Below are 17,933 nucleotides of genomic sequence, written 5' to 3' on the forward strand. Positions count from 1 at the left end.
GTAGCCTTTGGGTCTAACCCGACTTCCACAAGGCATCATCTCCCATTTTTCCAACAAACGTTTCATGCGCTTTCAGCTCCTCTGCCGTTATCCGCGGTGGCAGTGGCGATTGCCGGGGGGCAGGGCGCCAGTCGTCCTCTGCTTGTGCAGTGGCGGAAGAGCTGGTTTGCGTGGAAAGACCAAAATCAGGCTGCCGCCCGCCGATCAGCTCCAAATAGACATCAGCAAGGATCTCGGAGTCGAGAAGGGCTCCGTGCAGAGTCCGGTTGGAGTTGTCGATGTTGAAACGCCGGCACAGCGCATCCAGTGTCGCCGGTGAGCCCGGAAAACGCTGGCGCGCCATTGCCAATGTGTCAACCGCCTGATCCATCGGCAGCTTTGGCAGCCCCATCCAGCCAAGTTCCGCATTCAGGAACTTCATATCAAAGCTGGCGTTGTGAATGACCATCTTGGAGTCTTTCACGAAATCCAGAAATTTCTGACCAACCTTGGAAAAAACCGGCTTGTCCCGCAGTGTGACCGCGCCAGGTTCAGGTTTCTGCGGCGGCTCCAGAAGGTCCGGCCCGATGCCATGGACCGAAAACGCCTCCGCCGGCATCGAGCGTTCCGGGTTGATGTAAACGTGAAACGTTTCCCCGGTCGGCATGTGATTGAACAACTCCACCGCGCCGATCTCAACGATCCGGTCCCCCGAGAACGGATCAAATCCGGTGGTTTCGGTATCGAGAACGATTTCACGCATGGCCCAGCTTGCTCCTGATATCTGAGAGGATTTCCACAACTTGAGCGGCAGCATGCTCGAGCGTGTCTGTCTCGATCACATAGTCAGCGCGGGCCATCTTTTCCTCAATCGGCATCTGTTTTTGCAGAATATGCCGGAATTGCTCAACCGTCATCGTGCCGCGGGCAAGAACCCGCTCTTGCTGGGTCTGTGCATCCACAGTCACGCAAGCCACCGCATCCATTTCCGCATTGCCACCGGTCTCAAACAGAAGGGGGATGTCGAACACCAGTATGTCGCTTTGCGCCGCTGACCGGAACGCCGCCCGATCCTGCGCGACCAGCGGATGCACAATGGCCTCAATGCGCGTCAGCGCTTCGGGCTCGCTGCCGATAATCCGCTTCAGAGCGGTTCGGCTGACCTCGCCCTTCTCTACGGCTTCAGGAAAGGCAGCCTGCATAGGCTTAACGGCAGCGCCTCCGTTGCCATAAAGCCGGTGAACCGCTGCATCCGCGTCCCAAACCGCACAGCCCTGTGCCGCGAACAGCTGGGCCGTGGTGCTTTTTCCCATGCCGATGGAGCCAGTGAGGCCAAGGCAGAAACTCATTCGAGCACCGCATCCCGCGTGGCGGCGTCAACCTCAGGACGGTGGCCGAACCAGCGCTCAAATCCCGGCACCGCCTGGTGCAGAAGCATTCCCAATCCGTCGACCACGGTGCAGCCCGCGTCTTCAGCAGTTTGCAAGAGATCCGTTTTTAAAGGTGCATAGATAAGGTCGGTCACCACCGCGCTGGACTGCAAACCATCAAGCGGCACCCGCAAACGCGGTTTGCCCACCATGCCTAGCGAAGTGGTGTTCACGATCAACGCGCCTTCTTCGATTATGTTGCCGGCATGGAGCCACTCCTCCACCTTAACACGGCTTCCGAAATCCTTCTGAAGCTGATCCGCACGCTCCCGGGTGCGATTGCTCAGCAAGATTTCCGGGACGCCTGCTTCCATCAAGGACGCAACAACCGCCCGGCAAGCGCCGCCCGCCCCCAAAACAACTGCAGGTCCGGAATGAGGATCCCAGTCGGGTGCACCTTGATGCAGGTTCGTAATGAACCCGTAACCATCTGTATTATCAGCTAAAATGCTTCCATCATCGCGAAAGGTCAAAGTGTTCGCCGCACCGATCAGCCTGGCGCGGTCTGTCACCTTGTCGGCGATCTCCATCACTGTTTCCTTGTGCGGGATAGTGACATTAGCCCCAACAAAACCCATCTTTGGCATCGCCCGGAGGGTTTCGGCGAGGTCATCTCTCTCAACATGTATGGGAACATAATGACCGGAGATACCGTGCGCCTTCAGCCAGTGACCGTGAAGCTGAGGCGATTTTGAATGCGCTACCGGACAGCCAATCACGCCAGCAAGCGGAATTCTTGCTTCTGTCATTGCTCGATCACCCCCTGAAGTCCCAGGTAACTGATAAGCTCCATCAGCGGTAATCCCAAGACATTAAAGTAGCTGCCCTCGATGCTGGCAAACAACCGCACGCCTTCCTCCTCAAGCTTGTAACCTCCTACCGCAAAGCGGAGGCTGTCCCAGTTCCGGGAGACATAATCTTCGAGGTAAGCATCAGAAGATTTCCGCATGACCAGCCGGACTTGCCCGACATGGCGCCAAATGGGTTCGCCGTCTCTGTATATCACGGCTGCGGACAGGAGCATGTGACGCTTGCCCCGCATGTCCTTCAACTGGCTCAATGCGACCTTGGGATTGTCAGGTTTGGATAGGAGGTTTCCTTCAAAATCAAGAACCTGATCACAACCCAGCACCAGTCTCCCGGGATGCCTGCCGCTTATCTTGCGTGCCTTCGCCTCTGCCAGCGCATCGGCAATGTCGCGCGGCGGAGCCTGTTCGGCCAGCAATGCCATTTTGATCGCATCTTCATCCAGACGCGGCACATCGCGTTCAAACTTGATGCCTGCCTGACGCAGCAGATGCGCCCTGATTTCGGAACCGGAAGCCAGCACAATGTGGGCAGTCATGTGGAAAACCCCGTGGGAAAGACGCAGATCGTTTCAGGACGTTTTGTATGGTTTTCCGCGGTTAAGTAAAGACTCCAGGGCTTGACGCAAATCTCAGGAAACTGCCGGCTGAGTCGTCCTTTGTGAGTCAGGATAACTTTAAAATCGTGGATATGCCGGCTCTCCCCGGATCATCCTTGCGTTATCCCCAAGTTCAGAAAGGTAAACCTATCCTTAACAACCTATGTTTTATGGGGGTTAAGAAAATTTCCACGACTCCTATCCCATGCACGCTGGAATCTTATCCCTGCTGGGGATAAGCGGAGGAAGATTCACTTATCCACTGGAATCCACGCACACTACAAAAACATCATCCTTCTAATATTTCTTTAATTATTAGGGTGGTCCAATCAAACCGGGGAGAACTGACCATGGACCTGACCGATCTGATGTTCACACTCTACCCATATGCAAAATCCCTGCACATCATGGCAGTGCTGAGCTGGATGGCGGGTCTCTTCTACCTGCCACGTTTGTTTGTGTATCACGTGGAGCAAGCAGAGAAGGTTCAGGAAGCAGTGCCGATCTTCCTGACCATGGAAGAAAAGCTTCTCCGGATCATCATGCGGCCTGCAATGTATGTTTCCTGGGCTGCTGGCCTGTTCATTGTTCTGACACCGGGCATTGTCGACTGGAGCTATCTGTGGCCTTGGACCAAGGGAGTATCCGTGATCGGCATGACCTGGTTCCATCACTGGCTTCTGTTTCGCTACCGTGATTTCAAAGAAGGCCGGAACACCCTGACCGGACGGCAATTCAGGCTGATGAATGAGGTGCCAACAGTTCTGATGATGGTGATTGTGATCGCGGTGATCTTCAAATTTTAACGCAGCGGCGCTGAGGCGCGGGCTGTGGCCGCGAAACGTTTGCAGCCGGCGTTTGACTCATCTGAAGCGAGTCCCTATGTATGGCTCTCAGCGGGCCCGTCCGGGCAACCGTGTTTTCCAATCCTGTCGTGTGACCGACCCCCGGGTGAGCGGGGAGTAGAGGCCGTATCTATATGACCGTGCAATCCCTGAATCTGTCCGATCTCAAGGCTAAGAGCCCCAAAGCGCTGCTGGCGATGGCCGAGGAGCTGGAGATCGAAAACGCCTCGACCATGCGCAAGGGCGAGATGATGTTCCAGATCCTGCGGGAACGCGCGGATGAAGGCTGGGACATTGGCGGCGACGGCGTGCTGGAAGTGCTTCAGGACGGCTTTGGCTTCCTTCGCTCGCCCGAGGCGAACTACCTTCCGGGTCCGGACGATATCTATGTCTCACCCGACATGATCCGGCAGTACTCGCTGCGCACTGGTGACACTGTCGAGGGGCAGATCAAGGCGCCGCTGGAGACGGAGCGCTACTTTGCGCTGACCAATGTCACCATGATCAACTTCGAAGAGCCCGAGAAGGCCCGCCACAAGATCGCTTTTGACAACCTGACGCCGCTTTACCCCGATGAGCGCCTGAAGATGGAGATCGAAGATCCCACCATCAAGGACCGCTCCGCCCGGGTGATCGATCTGGTTGCACCCATCGGCAAGGGCCAGCGTTCGCTGATCGTGGCGCCGCCCCGGACCGGCAAAACGGTGATCCTGCAAAACATCGCGCACTCCATCGAAAAGAACCATCCTGAGTGCTATCTGATCGTTCTTCTGATCGACGAACGCCCTGAAGAAGTGACAGACATGCAGCGCTCTGTGAAAGGCGAGGTTGTGTCCTCCACCTTTGATGAGCCCGCGACCCGCCACGTTGCAGTCTCCGAAATGGTTATTGAAAAGGCTAAGCGCCTTGTTGAGCATAAGCGAGATGTTGTGATTCTTTTGGATTCCATCACAAGACTTGGTAGGGCCTTCAACACCGTCGTGCCGTCCTCGGGCAAGGTTTTGACTGGTGGTGTTGATGCAAACGCCCTGCAGCGGCCGAAACGCTTCTTTGGTGCGGCCCGGAACATCGAAGAAGGCGGCTCGTTGACCATCATCGCCACCGCGCTGATCGACACAGGCTCGCGCATGGATGAGGTGATCTTTGAGGAATTCAAAGGCACCGGTAACTCGGAGATCGTGCTGGACCGCAAGATTGCCGACAAACGCGTGTTCCCGGCGATCGACATCCTCAAATCAGGCACCCGGAAAGAGGATCTGCTGGTCGACAAGGGAGATCTGGCCAAGACCTTTGTTCTGCGCCGGATCCTGAACCCGATGGGCACAACCGACGCTATTGAGTTCCTGCTGTCCAAACTGAAGCAGACCAAGTCAAACTCCGAGTTCTTCGACTCGATGAACACCTGACCAAGGCCGGGAAGCGAGAAAGGCCACCCCATGGACACGATCTTTGCGCTGGCCTCTGCCCAAGGGAAGGCCGGGGTCGCGGTGATCCGCGTCTCTGGCCCGTTGGCGCATGAAGCCGGCACGGCGCTTTGCGGTGTTAAGCTGCCGGCCCGAGGTTCCAGTCTAAGAATTCTGAAAGACGATTCGGGTGAGACGCTGGACGAGGCTTTGGTTCTTAGCTTTACCTCTCCTAACAGCTTTACTGGTGAAAATACCGTTGAATTTCAAACACATGGCAGCACAGCAGTTGTTGCTGCTGTGCTTGATTCACTGCAGAGAATCGACGGCCTCAGGATGGCTGAGCCCGGCGAATTTACCCGCCGGGCCCTGGAAAACGGGAACTTGGACCTTGCCCAGGTCGAGGGTTTGGCTGACCTGATTGATGCGGAAACCGAAGCTCAGCGCAAGCAAGCGCAAGTTATCCTTGCCGGCGGGTTGGGGAAACTGGCAGAAACTTGGAGGGCCAAGCTGATCCGGGCTGCGTCCTTGATCGAAGTAACCATTGACTTCGCTGACGAAGAAGTGCCAGTCGATGTCACTCCTGAAGTTTCCGCCTTGCTTGCAGATGTTCAAGCCGGCCTTGAAAGAGAAACAGCCGGCGTCAGGATTGCAGAACGTATTCGCAGCGGCTTTGAAGTCGCCATTGTCGGGGCGCCAAATGTTGGGAAGTCCACTCTCCTGAATGCATTAGCCGGCCGCCAGGCTGCCATCACGTCCGAATATGCGGGCACCACCCGAGACATTATCGAAGTGCGTATGGATCTCGCAGGTTTGCCCGTCACTTTGCTGGACACCGCCGGGCTGCGGGATACGGATGATCATGTTGAAGGAATCGGCATAGCCTTGGCTCGAAAGCGGGCTGAGGACGCTGACCTTCGCGTTTTTCTTGCGGAAGACACTAAAGTCCTGGATGTGGAAATGCGGGCCGGCGACATCCGGTTCCGGCCTAAAGCAGACTTGCGTGTTGATCAGGAAAATGCAATTTCAGGTCAATCAGGGCAGGGAGTTGATAAGCTGATCGATCATGTATCGTCAGTTCTCAAGAACCGGTCCGCACAGGCTGGAGTCGCTACACGGGCGCGTCATCGCGATGCCATGTTGTCTGCCTTGGTGAACCTTACTGAAGCCCAACACATATTGCGGCGTGGGCCGGAGTTTTATGATATTGCTGCCGAAGAAATGCGTTCGTCAATCCGCGCCTTAGAAATGCTGGTTGGACGTATCGGAGTTGAAAATCTCCTGGATGAGATTTTCTCTAGTTTCTGTCTGGGAAAGTGAAGGAGTGTTTCACGTGAAACATTCATCTTATGACGTGATTGTAGTCGGCGGCGGTCATGCCGGCACTGAGGCCGCCCACGCATCCGCACGAATGGGCGCATCGACCGCTCTGGTGACCCTTGACCGGAAAGGCATCGGCGTCATGTCTTGCAACCCCGCCATTGGCGGATTGGGGAAGGGGCACCTGGTGCGGGAAATTGACGCAATGGATGGCGTCATGGGTCAGGTTGCTGATCTGGCGGGTATTCAATTTCGCCTGCTGAACCGCAGGAAGGGGCCTGCTGTACAAGGGCCGCGCGCGCAATCAGACCGCAGTATCTACCGCAGGGAAATGCTTCGTCTGACACAGGCACAGGAAAATCTGGATATCCTTGAGGGGGAAGTAACTGATTTTTTGATGTCCGGGAAGACTGTCGCCGGCGTGGTTCTTAGCGACGGAAGCGAAATCCCGGCTAAGTCAGTAGTTTTGACGTCAGGCACCTTTCTTCGTGGCGTTATTCATATTGGCGATATTTCTAAACCAGGCGGCCGGATGGGGGATAAGCCTTCGGTCAAGCTGGCAGAGCGTCTGGACAGCTTTGAACTTCCTCTAGGCCGCCTGAAAACCGGTACGCCGCCTAGATTGGATGGGAGAACCATAAACTGGGAAATCTTGGACGCGCAGCCAGGTGATGAGGTCCCGGTATTCTTTTCCTTTCTTACAAAATCCTTAAACGCTCAACAGGTGTCCTGCGGCATCACTCACACAAACGCCAAGACACATGATATCATTCGTGCAAACTTGGACCGGTCAGCGATGTACGGAGGGCATATTGAAGGTGTCGGGCCGCGCTATTGCCCATCGATTGAAGATAAAATCGTTCGGTTTGCAGAGAAGGAATCGCACCAGATCTTCCTGGAGCCTGAAGGGGTGTCGGATTACACGGTTTACCCCAACGGCATTTCCACCAGCCTGCCTGTTGACGTTCAGGAGGATTATGTTCGCTCAATAACGGGCCTTGAACGGGCTGAAATTCTGCAGCCGGGCTATGCTATTGAGTATGACTACGTCGACCCGCGCGCACTTCAGCTTGATCTTTCCCTGAAGGACGTCCCAGGACTTTTTCTCGCAGGACAGATAAATGGCACGACTGGGTATGAGGAAGCAGCTGCGCAGGGCCTTGTTGCGGGATTGAACGCGGCGCGAAGGGCGCAGGGTGCTGAGCCAGTGAGCTTCAACCGGTCAAACAGCTACATTGGCGTCATGATTGATGATCTTACAGTAAACGGCGTCACTGAGCCGTATAGGATGTTTACATCCAGGGCTGAATTTAGACTTTCTCTGCGAGCTGATAATGCAGATCAGAGGCTCACTCCCCTGGCAATTGATCTCGGGTGTGCGGGAGAAAATCGCCGTAAGTCCTTCCTTGAAAAGAGCGAGCAGTTGACCAGTGCCCGTCAAGCGTTGGAGGGTCAGACTTTCACACCCAAGCAGATCGCGGCAGCGGGTATTCGGGTCAATCAGGATGGTAACCGGAGAAACGGTCTGGATGTCCTGGCGTTTCCGGATGTTACCTTCGAGCACGTGTTAGAACTGATGCCGGATTTAAAGGATGTCACACCGGACGTCCGGCGGCAGATGGAGCGTGATGCCCTGTATGCAAATTACATCGCGCGACAGGAGAAGGAAATCTCAGTGATGAAGCGGGATGAGGGGCATTTGATCCCTAGCAGCTTCGTCTATGAAGACATTGAAGGTTTGTCTAAGGAACTTAAGCAGAAACTCGCGCATTCTCGCCCTGAGACGCTTGCTCAGGCAGCCAGGGTGGACGGAATGACGCCGGCGGCGCTGGCCTTGATACTTGCCCGCATCAGGAAAGAAGCGAGCCAGCAGGAGAAATCTGCATGAGCAGTAAGGAACTCCTTGATTCGCTCAATGTTTCACGTGAAACAATCCAGCGTCTTGAGATCTTTGATGGTGTCATACAGAAGTGGAACCCGAGGATTAACCTTGTGTCCCGCTCCAGCCTTGACCAGCTTTGGACACGCCATATTGCCGATTCCGTTCAGGTATTTCGTTGTGTGAAAACACCTCTTCACTGGGTGGATATTGGCAGCGGCGGAGGCTTTCCCGGTCTAGTAATTGCGCTGCTGGCTGCCGACGAGGCACCGGAAATGAAGGTTACGCTGATCGAGAGCGATCAACGCAAGTCTGCCTTTCTCCGGACAGCTGCGCGGGAGTGCGGGGCATCAGTAACTGTCTTGTCCGAGCGGATTGAAAAGGTTCCTTCGCAGGAAGCAGGGGTTCTGTCCGCGCGTGCGCTTGCAAGTTTGGATGATCTTCTAGGGTTCTCTGAACGGCATCTTGCAGAAAATGGAACTGCCGTTTTTCCTAAAGGGGAGAACTGGAAAAAAGAAGTGGATAACGCGCAGCAGCGATGGCGGTTCGAGGTGGAAACCTCTAAAAGCTTGACTGAGCCAGAAGCAGTAATCCTGAAAATCAGGGGAGTAGAACGTGTCTGATTATTCCCGCCCGGAGGGGCCTCGTATCATCGCGGTCGCAAATCAGAAAGGCGGGGTAGGGAAGACAACAACAGCCATTAATCTCGCCGCGGCTCTGGTGGAATGTGGGTTGCGGGTTCTGGTTGTTGATCTGGATCCGCAGGGGAATGCTTCAACCGGCCTGGGAATCGAGCCGTGTGACCGGGATCTGACAACTTATGATCTCCTGGTGGAGGATGCATCCCTTGAAGATGTCATCAGGCAAACGGAAATCGAGGATCTTTGTATTATTCCGGCAACTGTTGACCTGAGCTCGGCTGACATAGAGCTGTTTACCAACGAAAAGCGCAGCTTTCTTTTGCACGACGCTTTGCGCCAAACTGCAATGGACGAATATGACTGGGACTATGTCCTAATTGATTGCCCGCCCTCTTTGAACTTGCTCACGGTCAATGCAATGGTGGCAGCTCACTCTGTTCTGGTTCCTTTGCAAAGCGAGTTCTTTGCGCTGGAAGGTGTGACACAACTCATGCTGACGATCCGAGAGGTTCGGCAGTCTGCGAATCCTGACCTGCGCATTGAGGGAATTGTTCTAACCATGTTTGACCGGCGCAACAACTTGTCGCAGCAGGTTGAGCAGGATGCGCGGGACAACCTTGGTGATCTAGTGTTCCGGACCAAGATTCCACGAAACGTGCGTGTCAGCGAAGCACCGTCTTACGCTCAACCCGTTCTCAACTATGACAGCAATTCCCAGGGTGCGCGGGCTTATCGCGCACTGGCAGAAGAAATCCTGAATAAACATCACAAGATAGCGGCGTAAATGCAGAATACGAACCGGAGGCATCCATGGCAGACAAGAAAACAAAACCACGCGGGCTTGGCCGGGGCTTGTCGGCGTTGATGGCGGATGTGAACCCTGCGCCAGTAAGCACGCAGGCAGAGGCACCGCGGAACGCGGAAATTTTGGTGCCGATTGAAAATGTGGTTGCCAACCCCAATCAGCCGCGCCGGCAATTCCTGCAGGAAGACCTTGATGACCTGACAGCGTCCATTAAGGAAAAGGGGGTTCTGCAGCCGCTAATCGTACGGCCCAGAGCCGGCGGTAAGTATGAAATCGTTGCAGGTGAACGCCGCTGGCGGGCCTCGCAGGCGGCACAACTGCATGAAGTACCGGTTCTGATCCGGGACTACTCCGATCTGGAAATGATGGAAGTTGCCATCATTGAAAATATCCAGCGCTCGGACCTGAACGCGATGGAAGAGGCGCAGAGCTATAAGCAGCTCATGGAAAAGTTCGGTCATACGCAAGAGAAAATGGCGGAGGCACTGGGCAAGAGCCGCAGCCATATTGCGAACCTGGTCCGGCTTTTGCATTTGCCGGAAGATGTCCAGATCCTTGTTCAAGAGCGTAAACTGTCGGCTGGTCACGCACGTGCGCTGATTACGTCTGATAATGCATCTGAATTGGCTACCAAAATCGTAAAGGGCGGTCTGTCTGTCCGGGCTACTGAAGCGCTGGTCAAAAAAGATGCCGCAGGTATTCAAACAGGCGGAGCGAAGAACCCGCGCAAGGCGCCTGAGAAAGATGCGGACACGAGAGCGCTTGAGGGTGACTTGTCGGCAATGCTGAAAATGAAGGTTTCAATTGACCATAAGCCAGGCGGTGAAACCGGCGCAGTGACAATCAGTTACGAGTCTCTCGATCAGCTGGACGAGCTGTGCAACCTGCTCAGCCGCTAGGGCGAGACCAGATAAAGACAAGAACGCCTGTCAAAACCACTGCCTGGATACTCAGCACATGAGTTGGCACGCCTAGCAGCAGAGAAAGTCCAAAGACGGCGGCAATCGAAAGGGTTGCCGCCCTTTTTGCGCCAGGCCTGATAGCTCCGTGATCTCGCCAATCCAAGATCATTGGTCCAAAAACGTTGTGGGCAACAATCCAATTATGAAGGCGCTCGGAAGAATTGGCAAAGAAGAAAGCAGCGAGAAGCAGGAAAGGAACTGTTGGCAGGAGGGGAAGAATAATGCCTATGACGGCCAGGGCTACGCAGAACAATCCCAAGACGGCATAGAGGAAACGCATTGGATCAATCCATCAAGAGTTCGCGGAGAACCGCATTCAATAGCGCACGGCCCTGATCTGTCGCGCGTAACCTTTGGCCAGAGATAGTTACCATCCCAAGCTGTACAAGGTTCTCCAGACGCTTCTCAGAAATCTTGTGACCCGACAGCCTGGAAAAACGTACCATATCCAGACCTTCTGCTAGGCGGATACTCATCATGAGGTATTCAGACGCAGCATCTTCTGCTGACAGGGGCTCGCGGAGCGACTCACCATTTCCCTCTTTAACCGCTTCCAGCCAGGCACCTGGAGAAAGATGGGTTTCGGTCGCAAAGCGCCGTTGGTTCAGGGTTATGCGGCCATGTGCACCGGGGCCAATCCCGGCGTAGTCTCCATAGCGCCAGTAGATCAAGTTGTGACGCGACTCCGCTCCTGATCTCGCATGGTTGGAGACTTCATAGCCATTCATACCAAAGGATGCGCATATCTCCTGTGTTGCCAGGTACATATCTGCTGCGGTGTCTTCTTCAGGAAGCCCGCGCAGCTTACCGCGGGCGTAGCGGTCGCCAAAGGCGGTGCCTTCTTCAATTGTGAGCTGGTAAAGCGAAAGATGATCAACAGCCATCGACAAGGCTTCGCGTAGCTCAGTTTTCCATGCGTCAAGTGTTTGGCCTTGGCGGGCATAAATCAGATCAAAGCTCACCCGGTCAAAGCAGTTACGGGCAATGTCAAACGCGGCCTTGGCTTCAGCGACGGTATGAATGCGGCCAAGACGGCGCAGGTCCTCATCGTCCAGAGCCTGTAAGCCCATGGAGATACGGTTCACACCGGCATCCCGGTAGCCTGCAAAGCGGGCTGCTTCGACGGAACCGGGATTGGCTTCAAGAGATATCTCTATGTCATTGGCAAAAGGCCAGATTTCACGTGCGCGCTCAATGACGGCAGCCACCGTTTCCGGAAGCATCAGGGATGGGGTGCCGCCACCAAAGAAAATTGTGTTGAGAACGCGGCCTGAAAGCTGTTCTGAGAGTCTATCGAGCTCTTGCAGATAGGCGCTAACCCATAGGTTTTGGTCTATTTTGGCTGAAACATGGCTGTTGAAATCGCAATAAGGGCATTTGGCCTGGCAATAGGGCCAATGCACGTAGAGGCCAAAGCCCCCATTGCGCCAGTCATCCACCGAAACAGCCCTGTACGAATAGGGCTAGTGCCTTACCGCGGTGGCTGATTTTGTTCTTCTCCGCGGGATCCATCTGGGCGCAAGTTATCTCGTAACCGTCCGGCTGGAACATCGGATCATAACCGAATCCATTCTCACCGCGGATCGGCCAAACCAGCTGTCCGGGCATCACGCCTTCGAAAACCTCGTCGTGGCCGTCGGGCCACGCGATAACAAGGGTGCAGCGGAACTGAGCAGTGCGCGGTGCCTTGGCGCCTGCCGCGGTCAGCTCATTATTGGCACGGGTCATTGCTTTCATGAAGTCGCGGCCGTTCGGTGTTTCGGCCCAATCGGCGGTGTAAACGCCAGGCGCGCCGTCCAAAGCATCGATGGTGATACCGGAGTCATCGGAGAGGGCCGGCAAACCGGTTGCCCCGGCAGCTGCATGCGCCTTGATGCGGGCGTTTCCGACAAATGTGTCCTCGGTCTCCTCCGGTTCCGGAAGGTTCATCTCGCCGGCGCCGACTACCTGCACGCCGAATGGTGCAAGGATCTCGGTGATTTCGTTCAGCTTACCCTTGTTGTGGGTGGCGACAAGCAACTTGCCGCCTTCCAGTTTGCGCGTCATTTGCACGCGGCCTTCTGCATCTCCGCCAGTTCAGTGGTGCCCTTGGCTGCCAGGTCCATCAACTGGTTCATCTGATCACGTGAGAAGACAGAGCCTTCTGCAGACATCTGCACTTCGATCAGCTTTCCCGATCCGGTCATGATAAAGTTGCCGTCGACGCCGGCCTCAGAGTCCTCGGGGTAGTCCAGATCCAGTACCGGCTGGCCGGCATAGATGCCGCAGGACACGGCGGAAACCGGATCGATCAGCGGGTCAATTTGCACATCGCCTGCCTTCATCAGCTTGTTCACTGCCAGGCGAAGGGCCACCCAGCCACCGGTGATTGAGGCGCAGCGGGTGCCGCCGTCGGCCTGGAGCACGTCACAGTCGATGGTGATCTGGCGCTCGCCCAGGGCAACACGGTCGACGCCGGCCCGCAGTGCGCGGCCAATCAGGCGCTGGATTTCCACGGTGCGTCCGCCCTGTTTTCCTGAGGCAGCTTCGCGGCGCATCCGGGTGTTGGTGGCGCGGGGCAGCATCCCGTATTCAGCTGTGACCCAGCCCAGGCCAGTTCCCTTGATGAAGGGCGGCACACGGTCTTCGATGGTAGCGGTGCACAGGATGTGGGTGTCGCCGGCTTTGATCAGGCAGGAGCCTTCGGCGTGTTTGGTGAAGCCGGTCTCGATCGAGACAGGGCGCATTTCATTCAGTTCTCGTCCTGAGGGTCGCATGGCACATCCTTTTGCTGTTGGCTTGGGGATATCCCCCGGATGCGGGGCTATGCAAGCCCGATTGACCTTTTGGTCTGCTGCTCTTTAATGACAACTCCGGCCGGGGTTCTTATGTTTATCCCGGGCAACGTGCTGGAAGGCTGATGAGCGATCCGAACAACATCCTAAAGGACCTGAATGACCGTTCCCGGGACGTTTTCCGGGCGGTGGTTGAGAGCTATCTGGAGAGCGGCGATCCTGTTGGAAGCCGCACGCTGACCCGGTCACTCAGTGAGAAGGTCAGCGCGGCCACAGTGCGCAATGTTATGCAGGATCTGGAATATCTCGGCCTGCTTGATAGCCCGCACATCAGTGCCGGCCGGGTACCGACGCAGATGGGCCTGAGAATGTTTGTCGATGGCCTCTTGGAGGTTGGCGATCTAAACGCGAAGGACCGGGAAAAGATCGACGCGACCCTTGGCCGGAACGCGGGTGACGTTGGCGGCATGCTGGACCGAGTCGGTGCTGCGCTGTCCGGGGTGACGCAAGGTGCGTCGTTGGTGCTCACTCCCAAACATGAGGCGGAGATCAGGCACATTGAGTTTGTTTCGCTGGCGCACGACCGGGCACTGGTGGTTCTGGTTTTTTCCGATGGTCATGTTGAAAACCGTCTTTTTACTCCGCCGCCGGGACAAACACCAAGCTCGATGCGAGAGGCGGCGAATTTCCTCAACGCATTGATCGAAGGCAAGACGCTGAGCGAGGTTCAGAGGCAGATCGAGAAGGAGATTTCGGTCCGGCGTCAGGAAATTGACAGCCTTGCACATGCAATGATTGAAAGCGGGCTGGCGGCCTGGGAAGATGAAGGCAGCGAACAAGCCCGCCTGATCGTGCGCGGGCGTGCGAATCTTTTGGCAGAAACTGGTGCTGCTGAGGAACTCGAGCGGATCCGCACGCTGTTCGATGATCTGGAACGCAAGCGGGACATCGCCGAATTTCTGGAACTGACTGAAGAAGGCGAGGGAGTGCGCATTTTTATCGGTTCGGAGAACAAACTTTTCTCACTTTCGGGTTCCTCTTTGGTGGTGTCTCCCTATATGAACGCGGATCGAAAGATCATCGGTGCAGTCGGAGTGATTGGTCCGACGCGCCTGAATTACGGACGGATTGTGCCGATTGTGGACTACACGGCACAGCTGGTTGGCAAACTGTTGTCCGACCGGAGTTAGAGGTGAAATATGGCAGAGCTCAAGGACGAAGACTTTCTGGATGACATCGCCGCCGCTGAAGCTGAAGAGCTGGCAGCGCAGACCGAGGAATTTGACGATGCCTCGCTGGAACTTGATGCGCTCCGGGCAGAACGGGATGAGCTGAAGGACCGATTTATGCGGGCCCTGGCAGATGCAGAGAATGCCCGCAAACGCGGCGACAAGGCGCGCCGGGAAGCAGAGAATTACGGCGGCTCAAAACTGGCACGAGACATGCTGCCTGTTTATGACAATATGAAACGCGCGATTGAAGCGGCTACTGACGAGCAGCGCGAGGTGTCGGCGGCACTGATTGAAGGCGTGGAACTGACCATGCGCTCGCTGCTGGGCGTGTTTGAAAAGCATGGTATCCGGATCGTGTCGCCGGAAGTGGGCGACAAATTCGATCCGAAGGTGCATGAGGCGATGTTCGAGGCGCCTGTACCGGGCACCAAGGCGGGTGACATCATTCAGGTATCTGCCGAAGGTTTTATGCTGCACGACCGTCTGCTGCGCGCGGCGCAAGTTGGTGTGTCGTCGACACCGGCATAAGGATGTGCGCCCTTGCAGGCGCCACTCCCTGCGGGGGTATTTTCTGAAAGATGAAGAGGCAGGTCTGGTTTGGGCCTGCCTTTTTCTTAGTTTACCGCTTCCTTAAGCTTGTAGAGCATCTCCAGTGCCTCCCGCGGGGATAGATCGTCCGGATGTATACCTGCGAGAAGCTCTTCAGCCGGTGAGGGTGATGCCGGTGCTTTGGGCTGCGGAGGCGGCGCTGCTGCAAACAAGGGCAAGTCGTCGATCTGAATCTTGGACCCGCCTTCACGGCTGCCTTGTTCCAGCATGTCGAGCACATCGCGGGCACGTGCAACAACCGAGGCAGGCAGGCCTGCGAGCTGGGCCACCTGGACACCATAGGAACGGTCGGCAGCGCCTTTGCGGACTTCATGCAGGAAGATGACTTCGCCTTCCCATTCCTTGACCGCAACTGTGGCGTTTTCGACGCCGTCCAACTTGGCCGCTAGCTGTGTAAGCTCGTGATAGTGGGTGGCAAACAGCGCGCGGGAACGGTTCACTTCGTGCAGGTGCTCCAGCGTCGCCCATGCAATGGACAGGCCGTCGTAGGTGGCTGTGCCACGTCCAATTTCGTCGAGGATCACTAGTGCGCGGTCGTCCGCCTGGTTCAGGATCGCGGCGGTCTCGACCATTTCAACCATAAATGTTGAGCGGCCGCGGGCCAGATCGTCAGAGGCACCGACGCGGCTGAACAGCTGGCTGACAAGGCCGATATGTGCGGTCTCGGCCGGGACATAGCTGCCCATCTGGGCGAGCAGGGCAATCAAAGCATTCTGGCGCAGAAAGGTTGATTTACCGGCCATGTTGGGGCCGGTCAGCAGCCAGACAGCAGCACCGTCCTGCGCTGACAGATCGCAGTCGTTGGCGACGAAGGTCTCTCCGCCTTGCTGGCGCAAGGCCTGTTCCACAACCGGGTGGCGGCCGCCTTGCACGTGAAACGCACGGCTGTTGTCGACCTTGGGGCGGGTCCAGTTCTCACCGCGGGCCAGGTCGGCCAACCCGGTCAGCAGGTCCAGTTCGGCTAGCCCCCGTGCAGCAGTGCTGAGGCGCGCAGCACTATCCAGAATAGCGCCAGAAAGCCTTGCATAGAGCCTTTTTTCGATCTCCAGCGCTAAGTTGCCTGCATTCAGGATGCGGGTCTCGATCTCGCTCAGCTCCACCGTTGTGAAGCGGACCTGATTTGCCGTTGTCTGGCGGTGAATGTAGGTCTCATTCAGCGGTGGCGACATCATCTTGTCGGCGTGCGTTGCAGTCGTTTCGATGAAATATCCCAGCACGTTGTTGTGCTTGATTTTCAGCGAGGCGACGCCAGCGTGCTCAGCGTATCTTTTCTGCATTGAAGCAATGACTGAGCGGCCCTCATCGCGCAGGGTGCGAGCCTCATCCAGTTCAGCATCATAACCGGCTGCAATGAAACCGCCATCACGGGCCATCAGCGGGGGTTCCGCCACAAGAGCGGCATCCAGCAGCGACAGGAGATCATCGAAGTCTCGCAGGTCGGACAATGCACGGGACATCAGGTCCGGAAGCTCCTGGTTGGCGCAGAGGCCGGCGATAACCTCTGCTTGAGACAATCCGTTCCGGACGGCGGCTAGATCACGGGGGCCGCCGCGCTCAAGCGCAAGGCGGGAGAGGGCCCGGTCGAGATCTGGTGTCTTGCGAAGCGCCGCGCGTAAGTCATCTGCGGTTTGTGAGTTTTCAACCGCAAAATCCAGGGCGGCCAGCCGCTGGTGGATGGTTTCGAGATTGCGCGAAGGACTGGACAGCCGCTGTTCCAGAAGCCGGGCGCCGCCCGGAGTGACGGTCCGGTCCACGACGGACAGCAGAGAGCCGGCACGGCCGCCTGACAGGGACCGCGTCAGTTCCAGATTGCGGCGGGTGGCAGCGTCAATTTGAACCACACGGTCCTGAGCCTCCTGTTGCGGCGGCTGCAAGAGTGGCAGTTTGCCTTTCTGCGTGATTTCCAGATAGTCGATCAGCGCGCCCATTGCCGACACTTCAGCGCGGGTAAAGGTGCCATAGCCGTCAAGAGCGCTGACGTTGAATAGGGAGCAAATACGTTTTTCGGCAGCCGTGCTGTCAAAGCTTGCCTTGCCCAGCGGGGTTAGCGGGATCTTGTATTCATCAGCCAGAGGGCGGGCTGCATCATAGGCAGGACCGTCCGCAACGATCAGCTCAGATGGTGCCAGTCGGGCCAATTCCGGGGATAGACGCACCTGCGCAACCGGCATCACGTGAAACGCACCGGTGGAGATATCAGCCCAAGCCAAGGCTGCCTCGTCGCGCAGTTCAGAGTAGGAAACCAGGAAATTGTGGCGGCGCGCTTCCAGCAGAGAGTCTTCGGTCAGGGTGCCGGGAGTCACCAAGCGCACCACATCGCGTTTTACCACGGATTTGGATCCGCGTTTCTTGGCCTCGGCCGGGCTTTCAAGCTGCTCGCCAACAGCTACGCGGAATCCCTTGCGGATCAGGGTCAGAAGATAGCCTTCGGCGGCATGGACTGGCACGCCGCACATCGGGATGTCTTCCCCATTGTGCTTACCGCGTTTTGTCAGTGCAATGTCCAGGGCCTCAGCCGCATTGACCGCATCCTCAAAAAACATCTCGTAGAAGTCGCCCATCCGGTAAAAAAGCAGCGCATCCGCATGCGCTTCTTTGATCTCGAGATACTGCGCCATCATGGGCGTTACGGTCATTGGAGGTCCCCCG

18 protein-coding genes are annotated in these 17,933 nt (G+C 56.5%); 9 read left to right on the forward strand and 9 right to left on the reverse strand.

Going from position 1 to position 17,933, the window contains the following annotated elements:
• Positions 1 to 13 precede the first annotated feature (13 nt).
• From dnaQ to N6L27_RS14775, 4 genes are read right to left on the reverse strand one after another with little or no spacing between them, the layout of a single operon-like run.
• A complete protein-coding gene (gene dnaQ, locus N6L27_RS14760) occupies positions 14 to 742 on the reverse strand; it encodes a DNA polymerase III subunit epsilon (RefSeq protein WP_271908058.1) in 729 nt (242 codons plus the stop codon).
• Positions 735 to 1,328 (reverse strand): dephospho-CoA kinase, encoded by a 594-nt coding sequence (gene coaE, locus N6L27_RS14765; protein ID WP_271908059.1) that lies wholly within the window; start codon positions 1,326 to 1,328, stop codon positions 735 to 737. Before coaE ends, dnaQ begins: the two co-directional genes overlap by 8 nt.
• A complete protein-coding gene (locus N6L27_RS14770) occupies positions 1,325 to 2,158 on the reverse strand; it encodes a shikimate dehydrogenase (protein ID WP_271908060.1) in 834 nt (277 codons plus the stop codon). Before N6L27_RS14770 ends, coaE begins: the two co-directional genes overlap by 4 nt.
• Positions 2,155 to 2,754 (reverse strand): Maf family protein, encoded by a 600-nt coding sequence (locus N6L27_RS14775; RefSeq protein WP_271908061.1) that lies wholly within the window; start codon positions 2,752 to 2,754, stop codon positions 2,155 to 2,157. The genes N6L27_RS14770 and N6L27_RS14775 overlap by 4 nt, the downstream gene beginning before the upstream one ends.
• Before the next feature lie 410 nt (positions 2,755 to 3,164).
• On the opposite strand from N6L27_RS14775, the gene N6L27_RS14780 reads away from it, so the two are divergent.
• From N6L27_RS14780 to N6L27_RS14810, 7 genes are all read left to right on the forward strand, one after another.
• Positions 3,165 to 3,620 carry a CopD family protein gene (locus N6L27_RS14780; RefSeq protein ID WP_271908062.1) on the forward strand — a complete coding sequence of 152 codons (456 nt, stop codon included), beginning with the start codon at positions 3,165 to 3,167 and terminating at the stop codon, positions 3,618 to 3,620.
• A 173-nt stretch (positions 3,621 to 3,793) separates the two neighbouring features.
• Positions 3,794 to 5,065, forward strand: a complete 1,272-nt coding sequence (rho, locus tag N6L27_RS14785; RefSeq protein WP_039184518.1) for a transcription termination factor Rho — start codon at positions 3,794 to 3,796, stop codon at positions 5,063 to 5,065.
• Positions 5,066 to 5,095: 30 nt separating this feature from the next.
• Positions 5,096 to 6,382, forward strand: coding sequence for a tRNA uridine-5-carboxymethylaminomethyl(34) synthesis GTPase MnmE (gene mnmE / locus N6L27_RS14790; RefSeq protein ID WP_271908063.1), 1,287 nt, complete (start codon positions 5,096 to 5,098; stop codon positions 6,380 to 6,382).
• Between the two features lie 13 nt (positions 6,383 to 6,395).
• Positions 6,396 to 8,270, forward strand: coding sequence for a tRNA uridine-5-carboxymethylaminomethyl(34) synthesis enzyme MnmG (gene mnmG, locus N6L27_RS14795; protein WP_271908064.1), 1,875 nt, complete (start codon positions 6,396 to 6,398; stop codon positions 8,268 to 8,270).
• Positions 8,267 to 8,884, forward strand: coding sequence for a 16S rRNA (guanine(527)-N(7))-methyltransferase RsmG (gene rsmG, locus N6L27_RS14800; protein WP_271908065.1), 618 nt, complete (start codon positions 8,267 to 8,269; stop codon positions 8,882 to 8,884). Before mnmG ends, rsmG begins: the two co-directional genes overlap by 4 nt.
• Positions 8,877 to 9,686 (forward strand): ParA family protein, encoded by an 810-nt coding sequence (locus N6L27_RS14805; RefSeq protein WP_271908067.1) that lies wholly within the window; start codon positions 8,877 to 8,879, stop codon positions 9,684 to 9,686. Before rsmG ends, N6L27_RS14805 begins: the two co-directional genes overlap by 8 nt.
• A 26-nt stretch (positions 9,687 to 9,712) precedes the next feature.
• Complete coding sequence (locus N6L27_RS14810) at positions 9,713 to 10,606, forward strand: ParB/RepB/Spo0J family partition protein (RefSeq protein WP_271908068.1); 894 nt, start codon at positions 9,713 to 9,715, stop codon at positions 10,604 to 10,606.
• On the opposite strand, the gene N6L27_RS14815 is transcribed toward N6L27_RS14810, so the two are convergent.
• The 4 genes from N6L27_RS14815 to rph are packed head-to-tail and all read right to left on the reverse strand — an operon-like array spanning position 10,596 to position 13,425.
• Complete coding sequence (locus N6L27_RS14815) at positions 10,596 to 10,949, reverse strand: YbaN family protein (RefSeq protein WP_271908069.1); 354 nt, start codon at positions 10,947 to 10,949, stop codon at positions 10,596 to 10,598. The two genes, N6L27_RS14810 and N6L27_RS14815, sit on opposite strands and share 11 nt — an antisense overlap.
• A 4-nt stretch (positions 10,950 to 10,953) precedes the next feature.
• Complete coding sequence (gene hemW / locus N6L27_RS14820; RefSeq protein ID WP_271908070.1) at positions 10,954 to 12,108, reverse strand: radical SAM family heme chaperone HemW; 1,155 nt, start codon at positions 12,106 to 12,108, stop codon at positions 10,954 to 10,956.
• Positions 12,101 to 12,715: an RdgB/HAM1 family non-canonical purine NTP pyrophosphatase gene (gene rdgB / locus N6L27_RS14825; protein WP_271908071.1), complete on the reverse strand. Its 615-nt coding sequence runs from the start codon at positions 12,713 to 12,715 to the stop codon at positions 12,101 to 12,103. The genes hemW and rdgB overlap by 8 nt, the downstream gene beginning before the upstream one ends.
• Complete coding sequence (gene rph, locus N6L27_RS14830) at positions 12,712 to 13,425, reverse strand: ribonuclease PH (RefSeq protein ID WP_271908072.1); 714 nt, start codon at positions 13,423 to 13,425, stop codon at positions 12,712 to 12,714. The genes rdgB and rph overlap by 4 nt, the downstream gene beginning before the upstream one ends.
• Positions 13,426 to 13,568: 143 nt before the next feature.
• Here rph and hrcA point away from each other — a divergent pair, with 143 nt between their 5' ends.
• Together hrcA and N6L27_RS14840 are read left to right on the forward strand one after the other, a co-directional pair.
• Complete coding sequence (gene hrcA / locus N6L27_RS14835; RefSeq protein WP_271908073.1) at positions 13,569 to 14,633, forward strand: heat-inducible transcriptional repressor HrcA; 1,065 nt, start codon at positions 13,569 to 13,571, stop codon at positions 14,631 to 14,633.
• 9 nt (positions 14,634 to 14,642) lie between these two features.
• Positions 14,643 to 15,203 carry a nucleotide exchange factor GrpE gene (locus N6L27_RS14840; protein WP_271908074.1) on the forward strand — a complete coding sequence of 187 codons (561 nt, stop codon included), beginning with the start codon at positions 14,643 to 14,645 and terminating at the stop codon, positions 15,201 to 15,203.
• 86 nt (positions 15,204 to 15,289) lie between these two features.
• Here N6L27_RS14840 and mutS read toward each other — a convergent pair whose 3' ends face one another.
• Positions 15,290 to 17,920, reverse strand: a complete 2,631-nt coding sequence (gene mutS / locus N6L27_RS14845; protein ID WP_271908075.1) for a DNA mismatch repair protein MutS — start codon at positions 17,918 to 17,920, stop codon at positions 15,290 to 15,292.
• Between the last annotated feature and the right edge of the window lie 13 nt (positions 17,921 to 17,933).

Source organism: Leisingera sp. SS27, assembly GCF_028368855.1.
Classification (GTDB): domain Bacteria; phylum Pseudomonadota; class Alphaproteobacteria; order Rhodobacterales; family Rhodobacteraceae; genus Leisingera.